This window comes from Simplicispira sp. 125 (assembly GCF_003096555.1).
Lineage (GTDB): Bacteria > Pseudomonadota > Gammaproteobacteria > Burkholderiales > Burkholderiaceae_C > Simplicispira.
The window spans coordinates 1,868,704-1,893,625 of record NZ_QEKM01000001.1 but is presented as its reverse complement, the minus strand read 5'-3'; the positions used below and the strand labels follow the sequence as shown (position 1 = coordinate 1,893,625).

The following is a 24,922-nucleotide window of genomic DNA, read 5'->3' as shown; positions in this document are numbered from 1 at the left end:
ATGAAGCAACAGACCCTGGCAGTGGCCGCAGATCAAGACAACGGATTCGAGCAAACCCACCCGACGCGAAGAGTTCCTGCGGACCATGGATGCAATAGTGCCGTGGGCCGCCCTTTGCCAGGTGATAGAGCCGCACTACCCCAAGGCAGGCAATGGCCATCGTCAACCTCATACCGCTTGGTCGCCTCGCATTGGCTGAAGAGATCGCTCCGGCGCTGGTGTTCATGGCGTCGGATGAGTCTTGCTACATGACTGGCTCTGAACTGGTCATTGACGGCGGTTACACGGCGCGCTGAAGCCATGCCCACATCGGGACCGCTATGACGCGAAGAAAATCCATCTTCATCACCGGTGCCGCATCCGGCATTGGTCGCCACACGGCGCTGCTGTTCGCCTCGCGCGGCTGGTTTGTGGGATTGGCCGATATTGATACCGAGGGGCTGGACCGGCTGGAACGAGAGATCGGCGCGGACAACTGTCGCACGCTGTGGCTGGACGTGACTGATGCCAAGCGATACCGCGCCGTCATCGAGATGTTCACCTCAAGCACTGGAGGACGGCTTGATGTGCTTTTCAATAACGCAGGCATCTTGCGGATGGGGCGCAACGAGGATATTCCTCTGATGCAGCAGTACCTGACGCTGGACATCAACGTCAAGGGCGTGCTCAATGGCATCCACTGTGCTTTGCCTGCGCTACGCACCACGCCCGACGCGCACATCTTGACCATGTGCTCAACCTCGGCGATCTATGGCATGCCCGAATTGGCGGTTTATTCGGCAAGCAAGCATGCTGTGCATGCGCTGACAGAGGCGCTTGACCTTGAACTGGAGCGCGATGGCATCATCGTGAGCGACATCATGGCGCCCTATGTCAATACACCCATGGTCACGGCGGCACGGACATAGGCGAGTAGTGTGCGCTCGACGGGCGTCAACGTGCAGCCGGAGCAGGTGGCCGAGGTGGTATGGAAGGCGGCGCATGGCAGGAAGCGCCATTGGAAGATCCATTACCTCACTCACGTGCTGGTGGCTGTCTTCGCGTTGCTGCCGTCGCTGCGTAGGCCGATCATCAAGGCCCTTTGCGTGGAACGATAAGCGAGGGCGTCGGTGTGGCGGCGCATATGGAGCTGGTACTGAAAATGCGATGTCCATCGGCGCAGTGTCTGAAGTTTCCTGGCCGCTTGAATCCGCAATAAGCCAAGCTGTCACTACTCCCACTCGTGTAATTAGGGTAAACCCTTTTAACGAATTGGGGTAACAATGTTATCTTTCAAGGTAACGATGTTATCCGAAGGATCCGTATGACGAGATACCCGACTCAAGGCAACAGCGAGACGCAGCCATTGGAGCAGACTGCGCCAAGCGTTCCTGCGACTGTGCGAGAGCGCCTCTCGCCCGTCGTTATGGAGATATACGCCGCAGGCGACTTTCACCGTGTAGACATGAGAACGATTGCTCGCGAGGCCGGCATGAGCTTTCGAACGATCTACCGCTACTTTGGCGACAAGGAATCGCTGCTGTTCTATTTCATCCAGTATTGGCTGGGCGGGCTATACCCTGCCGCATTGAAGCCGCTCGACGGTGATGGAGACTTGCGCTCGAAGCTACTGGGGGTGCTGAAGCTGCATTTCGAGTTCTATGAAAAGAATCCGAACGTGGGCCGCATCATCTTCATGACGGTTCCGCTGGAGCGATGGATGCGTGACCCGAGCTATGCCCAGCGCGAACTGATGCTGCGAATGCTCAAGGCCATCAGTGATGCGCAGCAGCAGGGAGAGTTGCGGTACGACCTGGACAGCCGCTTGATCCTTGACATGTTCAACGCGATCTTTAATCGCGCCTTCCTCATGTGGGAATACCGCCGCCGCAGCTATTCGCTGACGGCACAAGCGGAGCTGCTGCTATCGGTGCTATGGAACGGCGTGATTGCCAACAAACCTCCCGCGAAATCCACCGTAGAGGCTGCTGTGAAAAAGGCCTCAGCGCGCAAGACCGCCGCGAAGTAAGGCCGCCTCGAATCAAGACCGATCTGACACGAATTTGGGCCCGCCCGAGCCCTAAGGATCACCTGCGCCTGACGGCGCAGCTATTTCAACCACCACAGGAGACAACATGCAGAAAAGACAATTCATTACCATACTTTCCGGCGCCATGCTGGCGGGTATCTCCGGCCTGGCCCGCGCGCAGCGCTCGGGCACCCCGGGCGTGACGGACAGCGAAATCAAGATTGGTCAGACGCTGCCGCTCAGCGGCCCGGCCGCGAGCTATGCCACCAACGGCAAGGCTATGGCTGCGTGGTTTGATTTGATCAACGCCGAGGGCGGCATAAATGGGCGCAAGCTCAAGCTGGTGCAGCTCGACGATGGTTACAGTCCACCGAAAACCGTGGAGCAATCGCGCCGCCTGGTGGAGCGCGAACAGGTGGCTTTTGTCGCGTTGCCTGTGGGTACGCCCACCGGGATTGCGGCGCGTGGCTACTTCAACAGCGTCAAAGTACCGCAGATCTTCGTCGGCTCCGGTGCCGCGACTTGGGCGGATGATGTGGCCAAGTTCCCCTGGAGCCTGGGCTGGCAGCCCCTGTTCACCGACGAGGGGCGCACCTTGGCCAAGCACATCCTGCAGACGCGGCCGAACGCCAAGATCGCCGTGCTCTACCAGAATGACGACGCCGGCAAGGATTTGCTGCGCGGCCTGAAGGACGGCCTGGGCGCCGCTGTGAAGCAGATCGTGCGTGAAGAGTCGCACGAGGTGACGGACCCGACGGTGGACTCGCAGGTGGTCTCCATGCAGGCCTCGGGCGCGGACGTGCTGGTGATGTGGGGTTCCCCGAAGGCCACCATCCAGTCGCTGCGCAAGACCCATGACATCGGCTGGCGACCGGCGATCTACATCAACCAGAACTCGTCCTCGGTGCCCACGGTGCTGACCCCGGTGGGGCTGGACAAGGCCAAGGGCGTCATCAGCGCCGCTTTCCTCAAGGACCCGGCCGACCCTACCTGGAAGAACGACCCCGGGCTTCAGGCCTGGAGCGCCTTCATGGACAAGTACAACAGCGGCGCCGCCAAGGACTACAACGCCGCGTATGGCACTTGCATTGCGCAAACGGTGGTGCAGGTGCTTAAGCAGTGCGGCGACGACCTCTCGCGCGAGAACATCGTGCGCCAGACGCGTCGCTTGGACCTGGAACTGCCCATGATGCTGCCGGGCCTGCGCATCAAGACCAGTGACGCCCATCCGCATCCGGTAACGGGCCTGCGCCTGCAGCAGTTCGACGGCACGAGCTGGAAGCTGATGTCGGCCTGATGGGGCGAGCGCAGAGATGGAACCCATTCTTTCCGTACGCGATCTGACGATCCGCTTTGGCGGCGTCGTCGCGCTGGACGCCTTCTCGATGGACGTGCCAGAGGGCAGCATCTTCGGCCTGATCGGGCCGAACGGGGCCGGCAAGACGACCTGCTTCAACTGTATCAGCGGTTTGTACCGGCCCACGCGCGGCAGCGTGCGCTTTGGCCGCACAGAGCTGACGCGTCTGCCGCGCCACGGCGTGGCCCGGCTGGGCCTTAGCCGCACCTTCCAGAACGTGGCGCTCTATCCGTCGCTTACGGTGCGCGAAAACGTGATGGTGGGTGCGCACGCGCGGCTGCCCATGTCCATGCTCGGCGCCGCGCTGCGCTCGCGTGCCGTCCGTGCGGTCGAGGAGGAGATCTCGCACTCGGCCGACGTGGCGCTGGCCACGCTGCGGCTGTCCGCGTATGCGGACCGCGGCGTAGCGGAACTGCCGGTGGGCATCCAGCACCGCGTGGAAATCGCGCGGGCGCTGGTGACCCGGCCCAGGCTGCTGCTGCTCGATGAGCCTGCCGCCGGCCTCACTGCTGGCGAGGTCGACGAGCTGCGCGAAGTGCTGCTGCGCCTGCACGAGGAACTGAAGCTGACCATGGTGATTGTGGAGCACAACATGCGCTTCGTGATGAAGACCTGCTCCGACCTCGCGGTGCTGAGCTTCGGCCGCAAGCTTGCGCAAGGCGCGCCCGAGGCGGTGGCGAACGACGCGGCGGTGATCGATGCCTATCTCGGAGGTGTGCTGTGACCCAACGGCTTGAAATCCAAGGCCTTGCGGTGGCCTATGGCCGAACCGCAGTGGTGCATGGCATCGATCTGCATGTGCAGGCGGGCGAGATGGTGGCGCTGCTTGGCGCCAACGGCGCGGGCAAGACCTCCATCCTGCGCGCGATCAGTCACCAGCAGGTGACGGCCACGGGCACGCTGCGCTTCGAGGGCCAGGACATCATCGGCATGCCCGCGCCCGCGATCGCCGGACTGGGCATCGCGCATGTGCCGGAGGGCCGCGGCACCTTTGCGGACCTGACGGTGCTGGAGAACCTGCGCGTGGGCGCGATCCGCCGCCGCGACAAGGACGGCATCGAGCAGGACATCGCCCGGATGCAGACGCTGTTTCCCAAGCTGGCCAGCCGCGCGAAGCAGACGGCGGGCACCCTCAGCGGAGGCGAGCAGCAGATGCTGGCTATCGCCCGCGCGCTGATGATGCGCCCCAGGATGCTGCTGCTGGACGAGCCTTCGTTCGGCATCGCCCCGCGCGTGACGCAGGAGATCTACGAGCTTCTGCGCGAGCTGCGGGCAAGCGAGCATCTCACGGCGCTTATCGTGGAGCAGAACGCCAACATCGCGCTCGATCTGGTCGACAGAGCCTATGTACTCGAAAGCGGGCGCATTGCCGCACAAGGCACCGCTGCCGCGCTGCGCGAAGACGACACCGTGCGCCGCAGCTACCTCGGCCACTAATCCATCAGAGATAAACCATGCAAGCATTCCTCCACCAGATAGCTTCGGGCCTGGCTGCAGGCGGCATTTATGCCAGCCTCGCCATCGCGCTCGTGCTCATCTACCGCTGCACTTCATCCGTCAATTTCGCGCAGGGCGAATTGGCGATGTTCTCCACCTACATGAGCTGGGCGCTGGTTCAGGCCGGCGCGTCGTGGTGGGTGGCCTTCGTCATCGTTGTCGTGGGTTCTTTCATGCTAGGGGTCGCTTTGGATCGGGCGATATTTCAGCCCTTGCGGCACAAGCCGGTGCTATCGGTCGTTGCGGCCAGCATCGCGCTGCTTATCATCCTCAATAGCCTGGTCGGCTGGCTTTTCGGACATGAACTGAAAGAGTTTGCTACGCCGTTTGGAGGTGTCCTCAGCCGCGCCGAGCCCTTTCTCTCGGCCCACGAGGCGGGCGTTCTGCTGGTCACCCTTGCCGAACTAGTGGCTGTGTTTGTGTTCTTCCGCTTCACGCGCTTCGGTTTGGCGATGCGCGCGGTGGCGGTGAACCCGTCGTCGGCGGAGCTGGCGGGCATCAACACCAACAAGGTGCTCGCCGTTGGCTGGGGCCTTGCGGCGGTGGCCGGCGCCGTGGCAGGGCTGATGGCTGCACCCATCGTGTTCCTGGAGCCGTCGATGATGATGAGCCCGCTGATCTACGCGCTGGCAGGTGCGCTGCTAGGCGGCATCGCCAGCCCAGTGGGGGCCGTGGTCGGGGGCTTCACCATAGGGGTGCTGGAGAACCTGCTGGGCGCCTATGTGGTCGGCAACGACCTGAAGTTGACCTGCATCATGCTGCTGATCATCGTGACGCTGGTCCTACGGCCCGCCGGCATCTTCGGCAAGACAGCCCAGGTGAGGGTTTGAGCATGAATACTCTGAACACCCAATTCATCGTGCGCCCGGCGGCATCGCCAGCCTGGCTGCGCTGGGCGGCCCCGGCGGCCGGACTCGCGCTGATGGTCTGGTCCTTCGGCTGGCAAAGCTACCCGCTGTATGTGATGACGCAGGTGCTGATCTACGGCATCGCCATCATGGGCCTGAACCTGCTCACCGGCTACACGGGCCAGATTTCGCTGGGCCACAGCGCTTTCTTCGCCATCGGCGCGTATGCCACGGCGGTGCTCTCGCACCACCTGGGCTGGCCGTTCTACGTGGGCGTGCCGGCGGCGGCCGTGCTGTGCTTCGCGGCCGGTTTTCTCTTTGGATTCCCGGCGCTGCGGCTGCCGATGCTCTACCTGGCACTGTCCACCTTTGCGGTAGCGGTGGTGACGCCGCAGGCGCTCAAGTGGAAGCAGATCGAGTGGCTGACCGGAGGTGTGCAGGGGATCATCCTGGAGAAGCCTATGTTTCCAGGGGCACTGGCTGACCGGGCGGACTGGGTCATCATGGCCAGTGTCGCTGCCTGCGCGCTGTGCGCCTTTCTGTTGGCGCGGCGGATCCTCGGCTCGCAGTTCGGCCGTCTGGTGGACGCCTCGCGCGACCAGCCGCTCGCGGCGGCAGCGGGCGGGCTCAACATCACCGCCATCCGCACGCAGATGTTCGGCCTGAGTGCGGCGTTCACCGGCCTGGCCGGTGCCTTGAGCGTTGTGGTGGGCCAGTTCGTCTCGCCCGAGAGCTTTCCCTTCCTGCTCTCGGTGTCCCTGCTGGTGGGCAGCTTCGTGGGCGGCGTGCGCAGCCTGTGGGGCGCTTTCCTGGGCGCCGCCTTCATCGTGCTCACGCCGAATCTGGCCGAGAGCCTGTCGAAATCCGCTCCGTGGATGATCTTCGGGTTCGCACTGCTTGCGGTGGTCTTCCTTGCGCCCAATGGTTTGAGCGGCTGGATCACCGGCCTCTGGCGCAACCGCGCAAATTCCTCCCCAACCCAACCTTAAGAATCTTTCCATGCAACCAGTATTCATCGCTGGCACGGGGATGACCCGTTTCGGCAAGCATATCGACCGCGGCCTCAAATCGCTCGCCGCCGAGGCGATTGGCGCGGCCATCGCCGACGCGGGCATTGCCGCGTCCCAGTTACAGGCTGCCTATATGGGCAATGCCGCTGCCGGCGTCATGACCGGCCAGGTGCTGATTCCCGGGCAGGTGGTGCTGCGCGGCTTGGGCATCGGACGCATTCCGGTCGTCAACATCGAGAACGCTTGCGCCACCTCGGCCACGGCCTTTCAGCAAGCGGTGCAGATGATCGCGCTGGGCGCATACGACATCGTGCTCGTCGCGGGCTTTGAAAAGCTCTACAGCGAGGACAAGGCGCGCACCTTCTCAGTGTTCCACGGCGCGGTGGACCTGGAGGCCATCGATGACGTGATGGCCATGCTGCAGGCCAACTTGTCGCGCAACGGCTCGGTCGCCGACTTGGCAGGTGCGGGCCGTTCGCGCTCGCTGTTCATGGACGTGTACGCCGCGATGGCACGCGACTTCATGGCGGAGAGCGGCGCGACACAGCGTGATTTCGCGGCGGTGGCGGCGAAGAACTCCTTCCACGGCAGCCTGAACCCGAAGGCACAGTTCCAGGACGTACTGACGGTGGAGCAGGTGCTGGCGGCGCCCATGATCGTGGACCCGATGACGCGTCCTATGTGCGCTCCCATCGGCGACGGCGCGGCGGCGCTAGTGCTGGTATCGGGCAAGGCCGCGCAGCAACTTGGCTTGCGTGACAAGGTGCGCGTGCTGTCGTCCGTTCTGGCTTCGGGCTGGGACTACGCTGAGGGAACCGACAAAAAGGAGCGGCTGGTGCCGGTGGTGGCCGCGCAAGCTTATGAGACGGCAGGTGTGGGACCCGAGGCGCTGGACGTGGTTGAGCTCCACGACGCGGGTGCGCCGGCCGAGCTGATGTACTACGAGCACCTGGGCCTAGCCGCCGAGGGTGAGGCCGTGGCGCTGCTCCAGAGCGGGGCCACGCGGCTTGGCGGGCGCGTTCCGGTCAACCCTTCGGGCGGCCTGTTGCGCAAGGGCCATCCCATCGGCGCCTCGGGCTGCGCCCAACTGGTGGAACTGACTGATCAACTGCGCGGGCGTTGCGGCCAGCGCCAGATCGAGGGCGCGCGCACTGCGCTCGCAGAGAACGGCGGCGGCTGGATCGGCGAGGACGCCGCGGCTATCGTCATCAGCATTCTTCAAAAGGAGTGAGGCGCGATGACCGTGATTTCGCACCCCAACATTGCATCGATCGTCGCGTCTTTTGTCCAGGCCGATCCCCAGCGCGAGGCGCTACTGTTCGAAGGTGGCCCCGCGCTGGCGGACGTGCGCCGCAGCTATGGTGATCTGTGGAAGAACGCACAGCGCCTTGCCCGTGGCCTTGCCGCGCGCGGCGTGGGCTCTGGCAGCGTGATTGCGTTGCTGATGGCAAACCACGCCGAATTCGTCGAGGTCATGATCGCCACCGCATTGCTGCGCGCAGCGCTCGTGCCGATCGACCCCCGTACACGCGGCGAGAAGCTGGCGTTCATGATCCGCAACTCAAAGGCCACCGGCGTCATTGCCGCCGACTATGCGCTGCACAACGTGAACGAAGTGGTAGACGCGGGCGTCCAGGTCGACTGGATCGTTGCACTCACCACCGATGAAGGGCCAACCCCGGAAAAGTGGAGCCCGTGCGTGGAAAACTACGCCCGCCTGAGCGCTGAGGGCGAGGACCTGCCGGTACCGCAAGACAATGGCGACGAGGTGATGCAGATCATCCACACCTCGGGGACCACGGGCGACCCCAAGGGTATTGTGCTGACACACCGCCGTTTCTGTGAGACAGGTGCGGCGGCCATGCAGGGCTTTGGCTACCGGCCAGATGACCGGCTGTACTCCGGCCTCTCGCTGACGCATGCGAATGCGCTGCTGGTGACGCTGGCGCCCGCGTTACTGGGCGGCCTGCATGTAGTGTTCTCGCGGCGTTTCACACGTTCGCGGCTGTGGGACATCACCCGCAAATACCGATGCACCACGTTTACGTTGCTGGGCGGTATGACAACCACGCTATACGCCGAGCCGCCACGCCCGGACGACTTTGACAACCCGGTGCGCTTCGTCGTTTCGGCGGGCATGCCGGCGGCGATCTGGGAGAAGTTCGAGCAGCGTTTCGGCGTGAGGGTGATTGAGTTCTATGGCTCGGCCGAAGGCGGGCTTGCGGTCAATCCGATCGGGGTCGGCCCGGTAGGCAGTATCGGCCGCGTCGCGCCTTACCTCGCCCATCGCATCGTGGATGAAGCGGGAGAAGATGTGCCGCGCGGCACGCCGGGCGAACTACTGCTGCGCCCGGCCGATGGATCACCGTACCAAGTGGAATACGTTGGTAATCCAGATGCGTCCGCCAAGAAGGGTGCTGGCGGCTGGCTGCACATGGGCGATGTAGTGCGGGAGGACGCTAACGGGTGGTTGTTCTTCGAGTACCGCAAGGGCGGCGGCATCCGCCGCAATGGTGACTTCATCACCCCAGCTTACGTGGAAAAAGCCATTGCCGAGTCAGGCTTGGTGTGCGATGTCTATGTGTACGGCGTGCCGGCATCGTCGGGTGCTCCTGGCGAAAAAGACGTGGTGGCTGCGGTCGTTCCGGGCGAAGGGAAGGTGGTTGACGTGCAAGCGCTGTTCCGCCGCTGCCGCGAGGTGCTGGAACCCAATTTCGTTCCGAGCTTCATTCAGTTGGTGGCGGAAATCCCGAAAACCGCGTCAGAAAAGCCACAGGAGCGCTTTCTGGTCGAGGCCTTGGTTGCCCAGCCACAGAGCGTGCACACCGAAGACAAGACGGCTAGCACGCACCCTGGTGCCAGGAAGGCCGTGGCATGAAACTCGATCACAACGTGGCCGCTGTGGTGACGGGCGGCAGCAAGGGCCTGGGTGCGGCGACCGCGGTGCGGCTGGCAGCGCATGGCGTCAAGGTGGCGCTGTTCGATCTCGACGCTGAGGCGGGCGAGGCGCTGGCACGGCAAATCAACGGTATCTTCTGCCAGGCCGATGTAGGGTCCGACCAGAGTGTCGAAGCGGCTTTTGCGCGCGCCCGGCAAGCCCACGGTCAGGAGCGCGTACTGGTGAACTGCGCCGGCATCGTGAGCGCCCACAAGACCGCTGCGCGCGATAAGCACACGGGCGCGATTCGGCTCCACCCGATGATGGACTATGAGCGGATCATCCGCATCAATCTGCTCGGCACCTTCCGCTGCATCGCTCAATCCACCGCAGGCATGATGACGCTCGACCCGCTGTCGGACGGCGAGCGCGGCGGGGTGGTGAACACTGCGTCGATCGCGGCCGACGAGGGACAAATGGGGCAGGCGGCTTATTCTGCGTCAAAGGCGGGTGTGGCGGGTATGACGCTGCCCATCGCGCGCGATCTGGCGAACGAGGGTATCCGTGTCAACACCATCAAGCCCGGCTTCTTCGACACGCCGATGCTGCGCAGCGGCCCCGAACACGTGCGGCGGGCCTTGGAGGCTTCGGTGCCCTTTCCGAGCCGTGTAGGCGACCCGGATGAATATGCGCGGCTGGTAGAGTTTCTGTTGACCAACGGCTACATGAACGGCGAATGCGTGCGCATAGATGGCGCGGTGAGGATGAGTCCCCGATGAATCATCGATCTCTTGATAGCAGAACCGCCCTGGTGTTCGGCGCGGGCGCGGCCGAGGTGGGGCCTGGCAACGGCGCCGCGATCGCGATCCGCATGGCCGCGCAGGGCGCATTGGTGTTCGCTGCCGACAAGGACATCGAGGCCGCGCGGCGCACGCAGCGCCTGGCGCAGGAGGCCGGCGGCCACTGCGAAGCGATCGAGGCGGACGTGTGCAAGGAGGCTTCGATCCAGCACGCGGTGCAGGTCGCGCAGGCGGCCAGCGACACCATCGATATCCTCGTCAACAACGTGGGCGTGGTGATGCTCGGCGGACCGGAGGAAGTGTCCGTCGAGGATTGGGACCGCTCCTTTGAGCTGAACACGCGCTCGGCATTTCTTGCACTCAAGCATGTGCTGCCGCTGATGGGTAAGGCGGGCCGGGGCGCCATCGTGCAGGTGTCGTCCGTTGCGGGAGTGCGCGCGGGTAGCCCGGCCTATTGTGCGTACACCGCGAGCAAGGCCGCATTGAACGCGCTCGGCATGAGCGTAGCCATGCAGTACGCGGCGCGCGGCATCCGCTGCAACAACATCCTGCTGGGCATGATGGACACGGCCCTGGTGCGCCAGCAACTGGTGGCTGCGCATCCACAAGGGCTGGAGCACCTGCTTGCGACGCGTAATGCTGTCTGCCCGACAGGTGCCATGGGATCACCCTGGGATGCCGCCGAAGTCGCAGTCTTCCTCGCTAGCGATGCTGCACGTTATATCAACGGAGCGGATATCTTCGTGGATGGTGGGCTGCACAACCAGGTGAGCGCGCCGGTCCCGGCCTGACAGCGAGCCTGCGACTGCGATGGTTGGCAGGGTGCGCTGCGGAGTTCGCAGCGCACCCTGCCCACGAGCCGAACAGTTCTTTGTCGCCTCCATAATCTTACTGTGTCATAAATATGGCATCATGGCCTCCTCCAGATTTTTCTCGTGAGGGACGATGAGTGCGAGTGAGCGGTTTGACCAGTACATGGAGTATTTGTCGCAGGCGCTGGGACACGCAGATCGCCACGCAGGTCTCAAGGGTTACTGCACAGGTTTGATGCTGCCGCTATCGCGTAAGAGTGTGGAGCCCATGGCCGCGCGGGTGGATCCGCTTCATGCCAGTGCAAGACACCAAGCACTGCATCACTTTGTGGCCAAGGCCCAATGGTCCGATGTCGAAGTTCTGCGCCGGGTCTGCCAGTGGGTTGTGCCACACATGGATTTCAGCCGAGGAGGCTGGTGGATCATCGACGACACGGGCTTTCCCAAGAAGGGCGTGCACTCGGTGGGCGTAGCCCGTCAATACTGCAGCATGCTTGGTAAGCAGGACAACTGCCAGGTGGCGGTGAGCGTCTCGCTGGCTTGCGATCAAGGCAGCATTCCTGTGGCATGGCAGCTCTATTTACCCCAGGACTGGGCGCAAGACGCTGAGCGACGCAAGCGCACAGGCGTACCAGAGTCGGTTCGCTTTGCTACCAAGACACAGATTGCCTTGCATCAGTTGCGCACCCTGCTGAGCGAAGGTGCACCCCGACACTGCGTGTTGGCTGATGCAGGCTATGGCGTGGACACCGCGTTCCGACAGGCGCTCAGCGACATGGGGTTGCACTATGCAGTGGGGGTCACCTCAGCGGTCGTAGTCTGGCCCCCTGGCGTCGAGCCACTGCCACCTGAGACCTACAGCGGCAAAGGCAGGCCCCCCGTGATGCCGCGGCGCACCGCTCAGTTGCAACCGATGAGCGTCAAGGCCCTGGCTTTGTCGTTACCGGCGCAGGCGTTCCAGACGATCAGTTGGCGCGAGGGCACCAACGCGCCACTCACGGGACGGTTCGCAGCGGTGCGGGTGCGTCATGCTGGTGGCAATGCTGGCAATGCTGGCAATGCTGGCAATGCTGGCAATGCTGGCAAGGCGCGTCTGCGCCCGCAAGAGTGGTTGCTCATCGAGTGGCCAGTGGAGCAGGCCGAGCCAGTCAAATACATCCTGTCAACGCTACCCGAGAGCACCCCCTTGAACGATTTGGTCGACTCCGCTTACCAGCGTTGGCGTATCGAGCGCGACTACCAAGACCTCAAGCAGGACTTCGGTTTGGGGCACTATGAGGGGCGCGGCTGGCGAGGGTTCCACCACCATGCGAGCTTGAGTATCGCAGCCTACGCCTTCTTGATGAGTGAGCGGCTCATCGCCGACAAGCCTGTCGGGGGTAAAAAAAACTTCATCGAATGCCAAGTGCCTGCCGTTCCCCAAGATTACATCCCCAGAGGCAGGCCTGCGCGCACAGCGGCACGTGGACAACTCGATCACAAGCTTTCGCCATCTGCTGAGTTATGCACTCATAGCCCGTCTGGGACTGTGCCCTTGCTGCGACGGCATCAGTGTGAGTGAAAAGCTACTTTTATGACACAGTAAGACTAACGAACCAACCAAAGCCTTCACAAAGTGGGCACGTGGTGGTTTCAGGGCGGGGCGACCTGTGAGGTCATCTCGGAGGCGTTTGAGTGACGGGGGCTATGCCGGGGACTCGGCCGGAGCTTCGTCGGTAGCCACGGCTTCTGCCGCTGTCCCTGCAAAGTAATCTTCAAGTGAGACAAATTCCTGCCGCTCGCACAGCAAATGACCCAGATAAGCGGCTGCTCCTACGCCGGCGGCCATCGCCACGGCTGTTTGAGCCGAGGAGCGGCGCTCGTAGGATGCATGCCGCTCGTATTTTTTGCGGCCGCCCGGCGCCAACAGCACGTAGACCACGATTGCAATGAGACCACCTATGGCCAGCAACGTGCACTTGGCGGCAAAGGAGCTTGCGGTCATCCAAAACGAATGGTTCGTCCGGGCGGTATGCAGCAGAACAATGCCGGCAGCGCCCGCGACAAGAAGCCCTCCGACGACCTTGGCAGCGGTGTCCGGCAATCCAAATACCGCCAGAAAAATCGAAATAACGAAAGCGACAATGGGTGAGCCCATCCACAGGGCAATGTCTGTGTAGCTCGAAAAAAGCACCAGGCGATTCTGCTTTCGCGCCATGTAGGCATACGCCAGGTTGATCGCCAACAGGGCCAGGGCGATGCGGGACACCCACGTGGTGATGAAGGCGCTTCGCTTTTGCGCCTCTTCCTTCTCGATTCGCTGCGCCTCCTTGCGCGCTTGTTCTTCTGCCGCGCGCTTGTCGGCTTTCGCTTTGTTTTCACGGGCTTGACGTTCGCGCTCTTCATTGGCAATCCGAAGGACTTCTTGCTCTCTTGCGTATTCCTGAGCGGCTCGCTCCTGCGCTTCACGCAGGGCCGCAGCTTCAGCATCTCGTTGAGCGTAGGCTTGCGCCACGCGTTCTTCCATGCTCAGATGTTGCTCGGCAGCCGAAATGGCCTTCCCCGGCGCTCCACTTGCCAAGCGGGCCGGGGAAACATTTGTAGAGTCCACCTGCTGCGGTATTCCGTGGCGAGGGTTGCTCCGGCCGTACCGCGCCGAACGGTCATCTTCTGTTCGCGTTTCAGTCGCTTGTCTGCTCGCAGGTGCAGCAGCAGCGGTGCTTTCGGCATACAACTTGTCCAGTGCGTCTTTGCGTTCCTTCATCTTGCCGTGAAGACAAAATTCACTGGCACAGGAGTCGAGCAAGAGTCTTTCCCACTGGGCTTGGTTGTCTGTGAGGGCCGCTGTTTGGGCAGGAAGCGCATTCTTCACGCGGTTGAGCGCAACTTCCATGGACTGGTATACGCCCCGCAGCTGTGCGCTTCGGCAGAACGATTGCTCCATCACGGGGCGTTGCCTGCCGTTGCTGCAATCGATCTGGTCTATCACGCCTGCATATGCCGCAGAGCCACCTATCAGAATCGCAAGCAACAACGTCAGATTTCGTACTTTGACCATCCCTCCCTCCATTGTTACGAGTTGTATGCGCATTATCGGGGCGAGTGAAGGCGTGCCGTTACTGGGATTTCGTCATGTTGGGGGCATCAATGGCCGCTATCCGAGTTTTTCATCGGTGGCGATGGCTCGCATCTTCGTACTCAACGATCTCTTTGTGGATGCGCTCGCACGCCGCAAAGGTAGGGCTTTGAAGCTCCTGTCTGCGGCTGTTGCATTTGCCATCGCCGAGGGCGCCGTCCGCGTTTCGTTATCAACGGCAGTGACCAACACAACAGCACAAGCGCTCTATCAATCCGCCGGTTGGAAGCGGAATGACGCATTCTTTGTTTACGACTTCGTTGCCCCGGCATAGGCTTGGCACGGCTGTGCAATGGAACGGAGCTGACCTGCAGTCTTCACAGTCGGCAGGGTGCGTGAGGGGGTGAATGCGGATTGGACGGCGCCTGATGTGGTTTTCGACGGTGTTCGAATGCAGAAATGGACGAACCCTGGGTGCAGGTGGAGACGGAACGGGTTTCACTTCTCTTCTTGCGGCTGTATTCTGGAAATGAATGTTTTTACTCCCGTTCAAACGCCATGACAATTCCATCCGCACCGCCCCCCTCCAAAACAAGGTAGACCCCAGGGGCGACCTGCACGCTGTGCGTGCGCGCGGCACACTCATGGGCAATCGCGGCATCTTGCATAACGAGCACGACCAGATCGTGCGCCGCTGGACGACCAAAAGCTGGGTGTCCTGCTGCCTGGACGCCAGTTTTCAAAAGCGTTCTCCGTTCACTCAGGGCACGTATTCCGAGCTGTTTTTTCTGGACGAAGCCACGGCCTATGCGGCGGGGCACCGCCCCTGCCGCGTGTGCCAACGCCACAAACACGACGATTTCAACCGCATCTGGACAGCCGCGAACCGTGCCGACCATGTCGTTGCGAACGGCCAGGCGTGCCTGCCCATCGCCCAGATTGATGCCGTGCTGCATGCCGAGCGGGTAGGCCCAGACAAAGCAAAGCGCACCCACGCGGCCCGCTTGAGCGACTTGCCCGTGGGTGCCATGGCGGTGGAAGATGGTCGCGTGCTGCTCATTGGCCCCAAGGGGCTGCGTGCTTGGTCATTCCACGGCTACAGTGCGGTGTCCGCGTTGCCGGTTGACACCTGGGTGCAGGTGCTGACGCCGCCTTCCATCGTGGCGGCCATCCGGCAGGGCATGAAGGTGGCTGTCCATCCCTCCGCCACCCACCCTGAACCCGGTGCACCTGCATCCCTTTGATTGTTGCAGCATCGTTTTTGTATTGTTTTTAACCCACCCAAGTTCTCCCCCATGGAAGTCAAAGCCCAGGTCCACACCATCGAAAAGCTCAAGGATTACCACTTTCTCGTTCCCGATTACCAGCGGGAATACGTGTGGGAAGTGGACGACCAGGTGGAGCAGTTCCTTGCCGATATCGCCAATGAGTTTGACCCCGGTGCCAAAGATCCCAGCAGCTACTTCATTGGCTCCATCATCATTGTGAAAAATGGCAGCAAGTACGACGTGATTGACGGACAGCAACGGCTGACCACCACCGTCATCACCATGTGCGCCTTGCGAGACTTGTTGAAGGATCAAGTACTGGATCAGGTGCAAGAGCACTATCTCAAGACCATTCAGTCCTGGCTTTCCAGTTTTGATATGCAATCCAAACAGGTCCAGGTTCGGCTGGAGCTGCAATACGAAGAAAGCAAAGACTTCCTGTTGCAGCTGATTCTGGGCAAGGCGCTGCCGCCAAGCAGCACGCTATCGATCGAGCGCATGCGGGCTGCCTATGACCGCATCAGGCAGCATTTGCAGAACTACCTTGATGCTGGCTTGGGCGTATTGGCGGAGTATGCGTATTACTTTCTCACCAAAATCGACCTCGTCGTCATTGAGTCGGAAAACCTCAGCAGCGCCCTGAAGATTTTTGAAACCATCAACCAGCGCGGAGCCGGGCTCAACGCGATGGACCTCGTCAAGAACCTGCTGTTCAGCAAAGCCAAAGGCAACGATTTTGCGCGTATCAAGGACAAGTGGAAAGACCTCACGGGGCATCTGCAACGGGCGCGGGAGGGTGACAGCCCCCTGCGTTTTTTGCGGTATTTCCTCATGGCGCGCCACTTCGACGGCATTTTGCGTGAGGACGAGCTTTACAAATGGATCATCTCGGTCGAAGGCAAAAAGCGTCTGAGGTACGAGGAAGCCCCTTACGAGCTGGCTGTGGAGCTGGAAAGAGGCGCGCGCCGCTACGCCGACTTGGTGTGTGCCACCGAACTGCAAAACGACGGGGGCGATTATCCGGCCGTGACCCGCATCGGCTTCATGAACAAGATCAAGTCGCGCCAACATCTCATCTTGCTGCTGGCGCTGGATCACACCAGTACGGCCGACGCGATCAACTACCTTGCCCAGCAAATCGAGAGTTTCTTCTTTTACAGCAACACCCTGGGCATACAGGCCAAGAACAACGAGCGGTTGTTTGTGCAGTGGGCGGTCCAACTGCGGGGCCTGAAAAGCGAAGCCGAGATTGCCTCGGTCGTGGATGCCACCCTGCGTCCCTACCTGCAAGACAAGCTGGGTGAATTCCGCCAGCGCTTTTTGACCCTGCGCGACAACGACTACCACCCCCTGTACCGCCTGCGCTATGTGCTGGGCCGCATGGAAAACAAGCTGCTGGTCCTGTGCAATACCCCACAGAAAGGGTTGCGCTACATCGATGGCCTGCAGATCGAACACATCCTGCCCCAGACCCCCCGCGATGGCGCCATTCCTCCTGCCCTGGCGGCCAACCGGGCCGAGTACGAAGGCCACGTGTACCGCCTGGGAAACGTTACTTTGCTGGAGAGTGTTATCAACCAGGCAGTGAACAAGCACAACGACCTGCACGGCAGCTGGTTCACTGACAAGCAGGAGGAGTACGCTAAATCCGGCCTGCTCAGCACCCAGCTCCTCGACCACACCTTCGCCATTGGTGTGAACACCAAAGTCAATCAGCTAGCGGCCCTGCCTGGCGCCAACTTCCGCACCGCCCGGTGGGATGGGCAAGCTATCCAGCAACGTCAGACTGCATTGCTGGAGTTGGCGTTGGACACCTGGATGCTCAATAGCCGCCGTCTGGACGCATGACCAACCATTGCTCACACGACACTACTGAAAAACGAGGCGACCCCCCTCCTGGGTAATCGGATGTATTGCACGACGCGCACGATCAGATCGTGCTCCGCTCGGTCCCCAAAGGTCTGTACCACACGGCAATCGCTCAACTTGATTTCCCCATGACGGAGGAACGGCTGAGAGGGGGCGGATCGGGTTGAGCTGCCCCTTCTATTCGTGCCGACGCAATGGCATCCAGCGGCATGCGCTATTCACAAAGAAGCAACGGGGCGCCGTGCCTCGAGCATGGGCCGCGCCAGAGTCACGGCGCCGTCATGCAGTCTTCATGCCATTGTCATGGCGGGTTTCTACGCTGCAGGGGTTTGCAACGACCTTCAGAAAGAACCCATGAACCAGCGTTTGGATGTGCCCGCAGCGGCCATTGATTTCAACGACGAAGACTCCAACACTTCTGCCAATCCGACGTTTGGCGCTGTCCTCACCGCCCGGTTGTCGCGCCGGGGCTTGCTGCGCGGCGGTGTGGGCACCGTGGGCACGGCCATGCTGGCCGGTTTTGGCGTGAGCGCCTGCGGCGGCAGCGACGACCCGGTGGCGCCCGCCGAGAAGCTGCTGGGCTTTGCCGCCGTGCCCAAGAGCCTGGCCGACGTGGTCAGCGTGCCCGTGGGCTACACCGCCAGCGTGCTGTACGCGCTGGGCGACCCGATCATCGCGGGTACGGCCGCCTACAAGAACGATGGCACCGACACCGACTACGACCAGCGTGGTGGTGACCACCACGACGGCATGGAGTGGTTCGGCCTGGGCGCCGACGGCAAGCGCAGCGACAGCGCCACCGAGCGCGGCCTGCTGGCCATCAACCATGAGGCCACCACCGACGAAAAGCTTTCGTCCTTCTTCATCCACGCCAACGGCGGCACCTCCACGCTGCCGCGCCCGGCCTCGGAGGTGGACAAGGAAGTGGCCCTGCACGGCATTGCCGTGATCGAGGTGACCAAGACGGTCGGCAAGTGGGGCTACACACCCAACTCGGCGCTGAATTTCCGCCTCACGCCGCTCAGCCCCATCGAGATCGCCGGCCCGGCGCGCGGCCATGCGCAAATGGCCACCAAGTACTCGCCCACCGGCACCATGACGCGCGGCACGCTGAACAACTGCGGCACCGGCAAGACACCCTGGGGCAGCTTCCTGACGGGTGAGGAGAACTGGTTCGGCTACTTCACACGCGGCGCCGCCGACGATGCCGCGCGCGGCAACGACAAGAGCGTGACCGCGCTCAAGCGCTACGGCCGCAACCAGGGTGCCGCCTCGCGCCACGGCTGGGAGAGCGGCGGTGCGGCCGACCAGTACCAGCGCTGGAACAACAGCAAGACCGGCGCCTCGCAGGATGGCAGCGACGACTACCGCAACGAGATGAACGGCATGGGCTACATCGTCGAGATCGACGCCTATGACAAGACCCGCACGGCTAAAAAGCGCACCGCGCTGGGCCGCTTCGCGCACGAGAGCGCGGCGTTTGGCAAGGTGGTGGCGGGCCAGCCGCTCACCGTGTACATGGGCGACGATTCGCGCGGCGAATACATCTACAAGTTCGTCTCCACCGCGCTGTGGGATGCGGCGGATGCCAACGCGGCCGACCGCTTGGCGGTGGGCGATAAGTACCTCGACAGCGGCAAGCTCTACGTCGCCAAGTTCAATGCCGACGGCACGGGCGCCTGGGTGGAATTGTCCATGGCCCACGCCGCCATCGCCGGCTATGCGGCCTACAAATTCGCCGACGCGGGCGACATCGCCATCAACACCCGCCTGGCCGCCGACGCCGTGGGTGCCACCAAGATGGACCGCCCCGAGTGGAACGCCGTGAACCCCGCCAACGGCGAGATCTATTTCACGCTGACCAACAACAGCAACCGCAGCATCGACCCCGCCAGCGGCCAGTACCTGCCCGACGGCCCGAACCCGCGCGCCTACACCGACATGAAGGGCGCCAGCAAGCAAAACGGCAACCCCAACGGCCACCTCGTGCGCATGAAGGAAGGCGCAGGCCAGGCCTTCACCTGGGACGTGTACCTGTTCGGCGCCGAGGCGGGGGCGGACAAGGGCATGGTGAACATCTCTGCACTGACGGCCGAGCAGGACTTCTCCAGCCCCGACGGCCTGGTGTTCAGCAAGGCCACCGGCATCTGCTGGATCCAGACCGACGATGGCGCGTTCACCGATGTGTCCAACTGCATGATGCTGGCCGCCCTGCCCGGCAGCGTGGGCGACGGCGGCAAGAAGACCCTGGGCTACACCCAGGCCGACGGCAGCAAGCTCGACGTGACCACCTATGTGGGCAAGCAGGCCACGCCCGACACGCTCAAGCGCTTTCTGGTCGGGCCCAAGGGCTGCGAGATCACAGGCCTGGCCGAGACACCCGATGGCAAAGCCATCTTCGTCAACATCCAGCACCCGGGCGAGAGCACCAAGATGTCCGACATCGGTGATCCCGCCAAATACCAGAGCCAGTGGCCCGCCAATGCGGGCTACGGTGCAGGCAAGCGCCCCCGCTCGGCCACCATTGTCATCACCAAGAACGACGGCGGCCGCATCGGCAGCTAATGGAGGAGGTTACCAGCGTGCAATGCGCTGGAGCGTCTATTCATATCCGGGGAAGGCCGTCACCCCCGGGCGTTTTTTGTATTGGTAGCCACGCCCGTCCTTGGGGCCTTTCATGCCGCTGATCTGCCAGGCCGTGCGCTGGCGCACCAGGGCGGCCAGCATTTCCATCTCTTCGTCGGTGTGGTTGATGGCCGGAGCCGGGAACAGGCTTTGCCCCTTGCGTGGGCTGGCCTCGGCCCAGAAGGACTGGTGGTAAGTTGATTCGCTCACGGTGCGGTCGCCGCCTGCGGCGATGTCCACGGTGCCGTAGCAGTTGCAGAAATAACTGCGGAAGTCCTGCTCGGGCAGTACCTCGGCGTACACGCCCGTGCCCCGGATACCCGCGGTCATGGTGGGCGTGATGATCTGGCGGTCTGCCCCCCGGCTCCACACGCTGGCCACGGCACCTGAGAGCAGGCGCAGCAGCCGCACGGTGACGGGGTTGTCACCTTCGATTGCCAGGCGGGTGTTTTCGCGTACCAGGAAGGCGCTGTCGCCCACGGTCAGCACCACGCGGGAACCCGGGCCTGTTTCCAGCTGGTCGCCTGCGGCGATGCGGTCCTGGGCGTCGAGCGGTGTGCCATTGCGCAGCACGTCGCCGCGCAGTTCCACCACGCGGCTGTGCAAGGTCTCTGGAGCCTGTGCCTGCGCAGCCTGCCAGCCTGCGGTGGCTGCCCATGCGCCAGCGGCCTGCACCAGGCTGCGCCGCCCGAGCAGGGGGTGCTGACTGTCAGTCGGCGCCAGGGGCTGTGGGGGGCGCAAGGGCATTGTCGGCCTCGGGTGTGCCCGGCTTCTCAGGGGGATCGAAGCAGTCGCGGAAGGTAAAAACGATGGAGCTGAAGAACATGGTGGCCATCACCATCGCCAAGCCCACCATGATGCCGCCCATGGTGCCCGGTACATTGCCTGGCGGCAATATCCCCACCACGGCCAGCAGGCCCGACAGCAGGCTGACCAGCACCCCGCCAATGGCAAAAACCGCCATCCAGCCCAGCCCGTAAACGGTGAAGGCGCCGATATTGCGCACGCAGGCCACGATGCTGAAGAACAGGCTTTTGACCGGCGGCACGCCATGCCAGTGCACGAGGCCCGGCGCGTGCCAGAACAGCAGCGAAAGCGGCAGGTACAGCGCCATGCACACCCACATCGCGGCCTGGAAGTCAGGGTTCTCTGCAGTCTCTTGCGTGAGTGGCGCGCCACCCAGGTAAACCTGCGCAAACAGGCCGCCGTCGAGCAGTGAAGACAAGGCGATGATGCCCAGAAAACCGGCGGCGTACAGTGCGCCCAATTGCAGCATGTGGTGCAGGCGCTGGCGCCCCGTGCGAAAAGCCACCAGCAGCACCGTGGGCATGGGGAAGCGCCCCTGCATGGCCTCTGCCGAGGCGACCATCATGGCCAGCGTGGCCGAGGGCAGCAGCGTGAGCGCCAGCGCCGGGCCGACCAGCGGCACCATCGAGGCCAGCGACATGGCGGCCATGGTCATAAAAAACAGGGCCGCCATGGCCATGGGCTGGCGGCGGAAGACGAAGATGCCGCTTTTGACCCAGGCCAGGCCCGTGCGTGCGGGAACGATGTGTAGTTTCATGCGGGTGCCTATTCTTGCAGCATGACGGGATGCAGTACCCGCTGGCGCAGTACCCGTTCGAAGTGCGAGGGATCGTGCGGTGTGAGCATGGAGGCTTCGCGCGGCAGGTAGTAGTCCCACAGCCGCGAGACCCAGAAGCGCAGTGCGCCCGCGCGCAGCAGGGCAGGCAGCAGGCTGCGCTCGGCCGCAGTGAGCGGGCGCACGGCCTGGTAGGCGGCCAGCATGGCGTTGGCGCGGGGTGCATCGTGCGCGCCGCTGGGCAGGTCGATGCACCAGTCGTTCATGCACACGGCCAGGTCGAACAGAAAGCTGTCCACCCCGGCAAAGTAGAAGTCAAAGAAACCGGTGAGCTGCTCGCCCTCGAACATCACATTGTCGCGGAACAGGTCGGCGTGCACCGGGCCACGCGGCAGGGCGGCATAGGCGGAACTGGCTGCAATGTGGTTCTGGTAGGCCAGCTCGGCACGCAGCAGCGCGGCCTGTTCGGGGTCGATGTGCGGCAGTACCACGGGCACCGTTTCGTTCCACCAGGGCAGGCCGCGCAGGTTGGGTTGCTGGCGCTCGTAGTCGCGCCCGGCCAGGTGCATGCGCGCCAGCATCTCGCCCACGGCAGCGCAGTGCACGGCCTCGGGTGCCAGCTGGCTGCGGCCGACCAGGCGGTTCACCACGGCGGCAGGCTTGCCGCACACGGTGTGCAGGATGTCGCCGGCCTTGTTGGCGCGCGGGTCGGGAACGGGAATGCCTGCGTGCGCCAGGTGTTTCATCAGGTACAGATAAAACGGCAGTTGCTCTGCGGTCAGGCGCTCGAACAGCGTGAGCACGAACTCTCCCTGGTCGCAGGTGACGAAGTAGTTGGTGTTCTCGATGCCGCCCTCGATGCCGCGCAGCGCATGCAGTTCGCCCAGTTGCAGTTGGCGCAGCAGGTCGCGCGCCTCGTTGTCAGAGACTTGTGTAAATACGGCCATCGGTCAGAGCACAGCGGGAAAGGGGTCGATCGTCAGGGGCGGTGTGGGGCGTTGCCGCGCGGTATGGCAGGGCTTGTCAGAACTTGATCACGTTCCAGACACGGGGACCGGTGGTGGACTCGGAGCCATTGCGGCTGCCGGGCAGGTTGCGCACGCCGTCAGACGGCAGCACTTCGTAGGCAGGCATGTCGCCGGTCTTGGGCTGCACCGTAATGGTCTGGGTTTGCCCGCCCACGCGCAACTCGTCTACGCGGCTGCCGCCGTCTTCCACGCGGATGCGCTCGGTGCGCTGGTCCTGGCGGGTGGTTTTTTGCTCTGTTTTTGGTAGCTGGCTGCGCTCTACAGCTGTGCCCTGTGCGGCATTTTGACTGGTATTTTGGGCGAAGGAGGGGGCTGTGGTCAAAGCCAGCAGCAAAAGGAGGTAAAGAGCGCGCATAGCGCGATTGTAGGCGGGGAGGGGTGCTGCAAACGGTGCGTCCTGGCCAGCCAGAACCCGCCAGGCCCGCAGCAGCGGCCTGCACCGTGCGGATTCAGGGGTGCTGCGGACAGATCCCTGCGTCACATTTGACGGTGTGCTGGGCAATGAAGGTGCGGAAGTTCTTGCCCAGTTGTCCCATCTGTACGCAGACATCACCGCGGGTATCAAACGCATACCCTTGCGCACCGGCGGCGTCGAGCAGCTCGACCCGTTTCAAGGCGAACTGGGCGAACTGTTCAGGGTAGTGCCACTGCACGCCGCAGATGTTGTGGAAAACCAGGGTGGAATACACCAGCTCGGAGACCACGGGCTTGTCCATTTGCAGGCGCAGCACGCCTTGGTCGAGTTGTGCCGTCTTGAGGCTGTTGCCTTGCAATGATTTTTGCAAGGTTTCTGGCACGTTTTTGAATTCGGTCCCCGCAAAAGCCAGCGTGGACGCTGCGCCGATCAACAACGCGAGCCATTTTTTCATGGTGTGGTTTCCCAAGGTGGAGGGTCTGAAGGCATGCGCCCGAGGGGGCGAGATTACCGCATCCCACAGAGGCGGGCTCTGCTGCAGGGCCGCCCTCCCTCAACCGGCGGCGCTGGTGGGCAATGCGCTTCAGCGCGCTGGCGATGCTGCGGCCTCGTCGTCTACCGCTTTTTGCACCGCATGGTAGAAGGCTTCGCGCGCTTCGCTGGTCTCGCGGTCGCTGGCGCCCGCGGCCCAGTTGGCGTTCGACGCAATCACGAGTTTGCGCTTGGCGTCCAGGAAGATGCCCTGGCCGAAGATGCCGCGCGCAGCGAAGGTGCCGTCGTCATAGGTCCACCACTGGTAGCCATAACCCCGACCGGGCTGGCCAATGGGGGTTTGGCGGGATGTGGCATCGGTCAGCCAGCCATCGGGCACGATGCTCTGGCCGTTGACGACGGCGCCATCAAGAATGAACTGGCCGAAGCGCGCAAAGTCCCGGGTGGCGGCCTGGATGCAGCAGCCGCTGATCTCTTTACCCGTTTTGCTCAGCAGCCAGGTGGCCTGCTGCTCCATGCCCACGGGGTTCCACACCTTTTCGTACAGGTAGTCGGCCAGCGGCTTCTTCGTCGCTTGGTTCAGCAAGATGCCTACGAGATTGGTCTCGCCGGTGCTGTAGTGCCAGCGCGTGCCCGCCGGTGCTTCGCGCGGGAGCCTGCGCATGTAGCTCACCAGTGCGTCCACGCCTTCCTCGGGCTTGTGGTTGTTGAACTGGGCGACATCGGAATGGGGGTCCGAGTAGGTCTCGTTCCAGCGCACGCCCGATGTCATGGTGAGCAGCTGGCGCACGCTCACGTCGTCATAGGCCGAACCTTTCATGTCCGGGATGTAGTCGCTCACCTTGTCATCCATGCTTTTGATGAACCCATCGCGCAGCGCGGCGCCCACCAGCGTGGAGGTGAATGACTTGGCGACCGAGAAGCTTGTCCAGCGGCCGTCCTTGTCAAAGCCCAGGCCGTAGCGTTCCACACGGATTTTTCCGTCGTGCAGGATCACGATGGCGGCGCTGCGCTGGCTGGCCATATAGGCATCGAGGTCGATGGAGAGCTTGAGCGGCTCGCCCTGCGGCAAGGGTTTGGGCGTGCTGCTGGCTGGAATGGCGTGGGATTTGGCCAGGATGGGCAGCCGGTCGAGCGCGCGAAACGCGGCGTCACGCTGTGGCTGGGTCCAGAACAGCAGGTCGCGGTTGGTGGGCGCTGTCTTGAGCAGGGCCCGCGTCTCCTTGTCCAGGCTGAACCACCCGGCGGTTCCTGCAACGGCCAGGGCCAATACGGTTCCCACGGCGAACTTCTTGAATTTCAACGCGCTTCTCCTCTCGTTTGTCTTGTGGGGCGATTGGACCGCAACCGGCCCTGCTGCGCCACAGGGTATTCGCTG

General features: G+C 63.0%; 24 protein-coding genes and 1 pseudogene. 18 read left to right on the top strand and 7 right to left on the bottom strand.

The features are described 5' to 3' along the window. The 14 genes and pseudogenes from C8D04_RS18955 to C8D04_RS08715 all read left to right on the top strand — a co-directional run. Positions 1-169: pseudogene (locus C8D04_RS18955) on the top strand (IS5/IS1182 family transposase); the annotation flags it as partial. Continuing rightward, entirely contained in the window at positions 153-296 is a 144-nt protein-coding gene (locus C8D04_RS08780; RefSeq protein WP_199562987.1) for an SDR family oxidoreductase, read from the top strand. The pseudogene C8D04_RS18955 and the gene C8D04_RS08780, both read left to right, overlap by 17 nt. A gap of 24 nt (positions 297-320) precedes the next feature. After that, positions 321-908, top strand: a complete 588-nt coding sequence (locus tag C8D04_RS08775) for an SDR family oxidoreductase (protein WP_116004501.1) — start codon at positions 321-323, stop codon at positions 906-908. A 395-nt stretch (positions 909-1,303) separates the two neighbouring features. Further along, positions 1,304-2,008, top strand: a complete 705-nt coding sequence (locus tag C8D04_RS08765) for a TetR/AcrR family transcriptional regulator (RefSeq protein WP_116004499.1) — start codon at positions 1,304-1,306, stop codon at positions 2,006-2,008. A 106-nt stretch (positions 2,009-2,114) separates the two neighbouring features. Then, positions 2,115-3,305, top strand: coding sequence for an ABC transporter substrate-binding protein (locus C8D04_RS08760; protein WP_116004498.1), 1,191 nt, complete (start codon positions 2,115-2,117; stop codon positions 3,303-3,305). Positions 3,306-3,321: 16 nt separating this feature from the next. Then, a complete protein-coding gene (locus C8D04_RS08755) occupies positions 3,322-4,089 on the top strand; it encodes an ABC transporter ATP-binding protein (RefSeq protein WP_116004497.1) in 768 nt (255 codons plus the stop codon). Continuing rightward, a complete protein-coding gene (locus C8D04_RS08750; RefSeq protein ID WP_165829127.1) occupies positions 4,086-4,802 on the top strand; it encodes an ABC transporter ATP-binding protein in 717 nt (238 codons plus the stop codon). Before C8D04_RS08755 ends, C8D04_RS08750 begins: the two co-directional genes overlap by 4 nt. A 17-nt stretch (positions 4,803-4,819) precedes the next feature. Continuing rightward, on the top strand, positions 4,820-5,692 hold the full coding sequence (locus C8D04_RS08745) for a branched-chain amino acid ABC transporter permease (RefSeq protein WP_116004496.1): 873 nt from the start codon (positions 4,820-4,822) through the stop codon (positions 5,690-5,692). 2 nt (positions 5,693-5,694) lie between these two features. Further along, entirely contained in the window at positions 5,695-6,699 is a 1,005-nt protein-coding gene (locus C8D04_RS08740) for a branched-chain amino acid ABC transporter permease (protein WP_199562986.1), read from the top strand. 10 nt (positions 6,700-6,709) lie between these two features. After that, positions 6,710-7,951: a thiolase family protein gene (locus C8D04_RS08735; RefSeq protein WP_116004495.1), complete on the top strand. Its 1,242-nt coding sequence runs from the start codon at positions 6,710-6,712 to the stop codon at positions 7,949-7,951. 6 nt (positions 7,952-7,957) lie between these two features. Continuing rightward, a complete protein-coding gene (locus C8D04_RS08730; RefSeq protein WP_116004494.1) occupies positions 7,958-9,598 on the top strand; it encodes an AMP-binding protein in 1,641 nt (546 codons plus the stop codon). Beyond that, the gene (locus C8D04_RS08725; RefSeq protein ID WP_116004493.1) at positions 9,595-10,377 is read left to right on the top strand and encodes an SDR family NAD(P)-dependent oxidoreductase; all 783 of its coding nucleotides are present in this window, start codon (positions 9,595-9,597) and stop codon (positions 10,375-10,377) included. Before C8D04_RS08730 ends, C8D04_RS08725 begins: the two co-directional genes overlap by 4 nt. Beyond that, positions 10,374-11,189, top strand: a complete 816-nt coding sequence (locus C8D04_RS08720) for an SDR family oxidoreductase (protein WP_116004492.1) — start codon at positions 10,374-10,376, stop codon at positions 11,187-11,189. Before C8D04_RS08725 ends, C8D04_RS08720 begins: the two co-directional genes overlap by 4 nt. 154 nt (positions 11,190-11,343) lie before the next feature. Then, positions 11,344-12,771: an IS701 family transposase gene (locus tag C8D04_RS08715; RefSeq protein WP_116004491.1), complete on the top strand. Its 1,428-nt coding sequence runs from the start codon at positions 11,344-11,346 to the stop codon at positions 12,769-12,771. A gap of 123 nt (positions 12,772-12,894) precedes the next feature. Here the strand turns inward: C8D04_RS08715 and C8D04_RS18565 are convergent, their stop codons facing one another. Beyond that, on the bottom strand, positions 12,895-14,247 hold the full coding sequence (locus C8D04_RS18565; protein ID WP_133243617.1) for a hypothetical protein: 1,353 nt from the start codon (positions 14,245-14,247) through the stop codon (positions 12,895-12,897). Here C8D04_RS18565 and C8D04_RS08705 point away from each other — a divergent pair. The 4 genes from C8D04_RS08705 (at position 14,240) to C8D04_RS08690 (ending at position 19,967) form a co-directional block, all read left to right on the top strand. After that, positions 14,240-14,599 carry a GNAT family N-acetyltransferase gene (locus C8D04_RS08705; protein ID WP_243405758.1) on the top strand — a complete coding sequence of 120 codons (360 nt, stop codon included), beginning with the start codon at positions 14,240-14,242 and terminating at the stop codon, positions 14,597-14,599. The two genes, C8D04_RS18565 and C8D04_RS08705, sit on opposite strands and share 8 nt — an antisense overlap. Positions 14,600-14,798: 199 nt before the next feature. Continuing rightward, the gene (locus C8D04_RS08700; protein WP_116004488.1) at positions 14,799-15,509 is read left to right on the top strand and encodes a hypothetical protein; all 711 of its coding nucleotides are present in this window, start codon (positions 14,799-14,801) and stop codon (positions 15,507-15,509) included. 51 nt (positions 15,510-15,560) lie between these two features. Further along, positions 15,561-17,381, top strand: coding sequence for a DUF262 domain-containing protein (locus C8D04_RS08695; RefSeq protein ID WP_116004487.1), 1,821 nt, complete (start codon positions 15,561-15,563; stop codon positions 17,379-17,381). Between the two features lie 375 nt (positions 17,382-17,756). Beyond that, positions 17,757-19,967 carry a PhoX family phosphatase gene (locus tag C8D04_RS08690; protein ID WP_116006102.1) on the top strand — a complete coding sequence of 737 codons (2,211 nt, stop codon included), beginning with the start codon at positions 17,757-17,759 and terminating at the stop codon, positions 19,965-19,967. 36 nt (positions 19,968-20,003) lie between these two features. Here C8D04_RS08690 and C8D04_RS08685 read toward each other — a convergent pair whose 3' ends face one another. The 6 genes from C8D04_RS08685 to C8D04_RS08660 all read right to left on the bottom strand — a co-directional run bounded on the left by C8D04_RS08685 (position 20,004) and on the right by C8D04_RS08660 (position 24,847). Continuing rightward, positions 20,004-20,774, bottom strand: a complete 771-nt coding sequence (locus C8D04_RS08685) for a FecR family protein (RefSeq protein WP_116004486.1) — start codon at positions 20,772-20,774, stop codon at positions 20,004-20,006. Continuing rightward, a complete protein-coding gene (locus C8D04_RS08680) occupies positions 20,737-21,591 on the bottom strand; it encodes a BPSS1780 family membrane protein (protein WP_116004485.1) in 855 nt (284 codons plus the stop codon). The genes C8D04_RS08685 and C8D04_RS08680 overlap by 38 nt, the downstream gene beginning before the upstream one ends. Positions 21,592-21,599: 8 nt before the next feature. Beyond that, a complete protein-coding gene (locus tag C8D04_RS08675; RefSeq protein WP_116004484.1) occupies positions 21,600-22,556 on the bottom strand; it encodes a homoserine kinase in 957 nt (318 codons plus the stop codon). 76 nt (positions 22,557-22,632) lie between these two features. Beyond that, entirely contained in the window at positions 22,633-22,992 is a 360-nt protein-coding gene (locus tag C8D04_RS08670) for a hypothetical protein (RefSeq protein WP_116004483.1), read from the bottom strand. A 94-nt stretch (positions 22,993-23,086) separates the two neighbouring features. Beyond that, on the bottom strand, positions 23,087-23,506 hold the full coding sequence (locus C8D04_RS08665; protein WP_116004482.1) for a hypothetical protein: 420 nt from the start codon (positions 23,504-23,506) through the stop codon (positions 23,087-23,089). A gap of 129 nt (positions 23,507-23,635) precedes the next feature. Next, the gene (locus tag C8D04_RS08660) at positions 23,636-24,847 is read right to left on the bottom strand and encodes a serine hydrolase (protein ID WP_116004481.1); all 1,212 of its coding nucleotides are present in this window, start codon (positions 24,845-24,847) and stop codon (positions 23,636-23,638) included. Positions 24,848-24,922 lie beyond the last annotated feature (75 nt).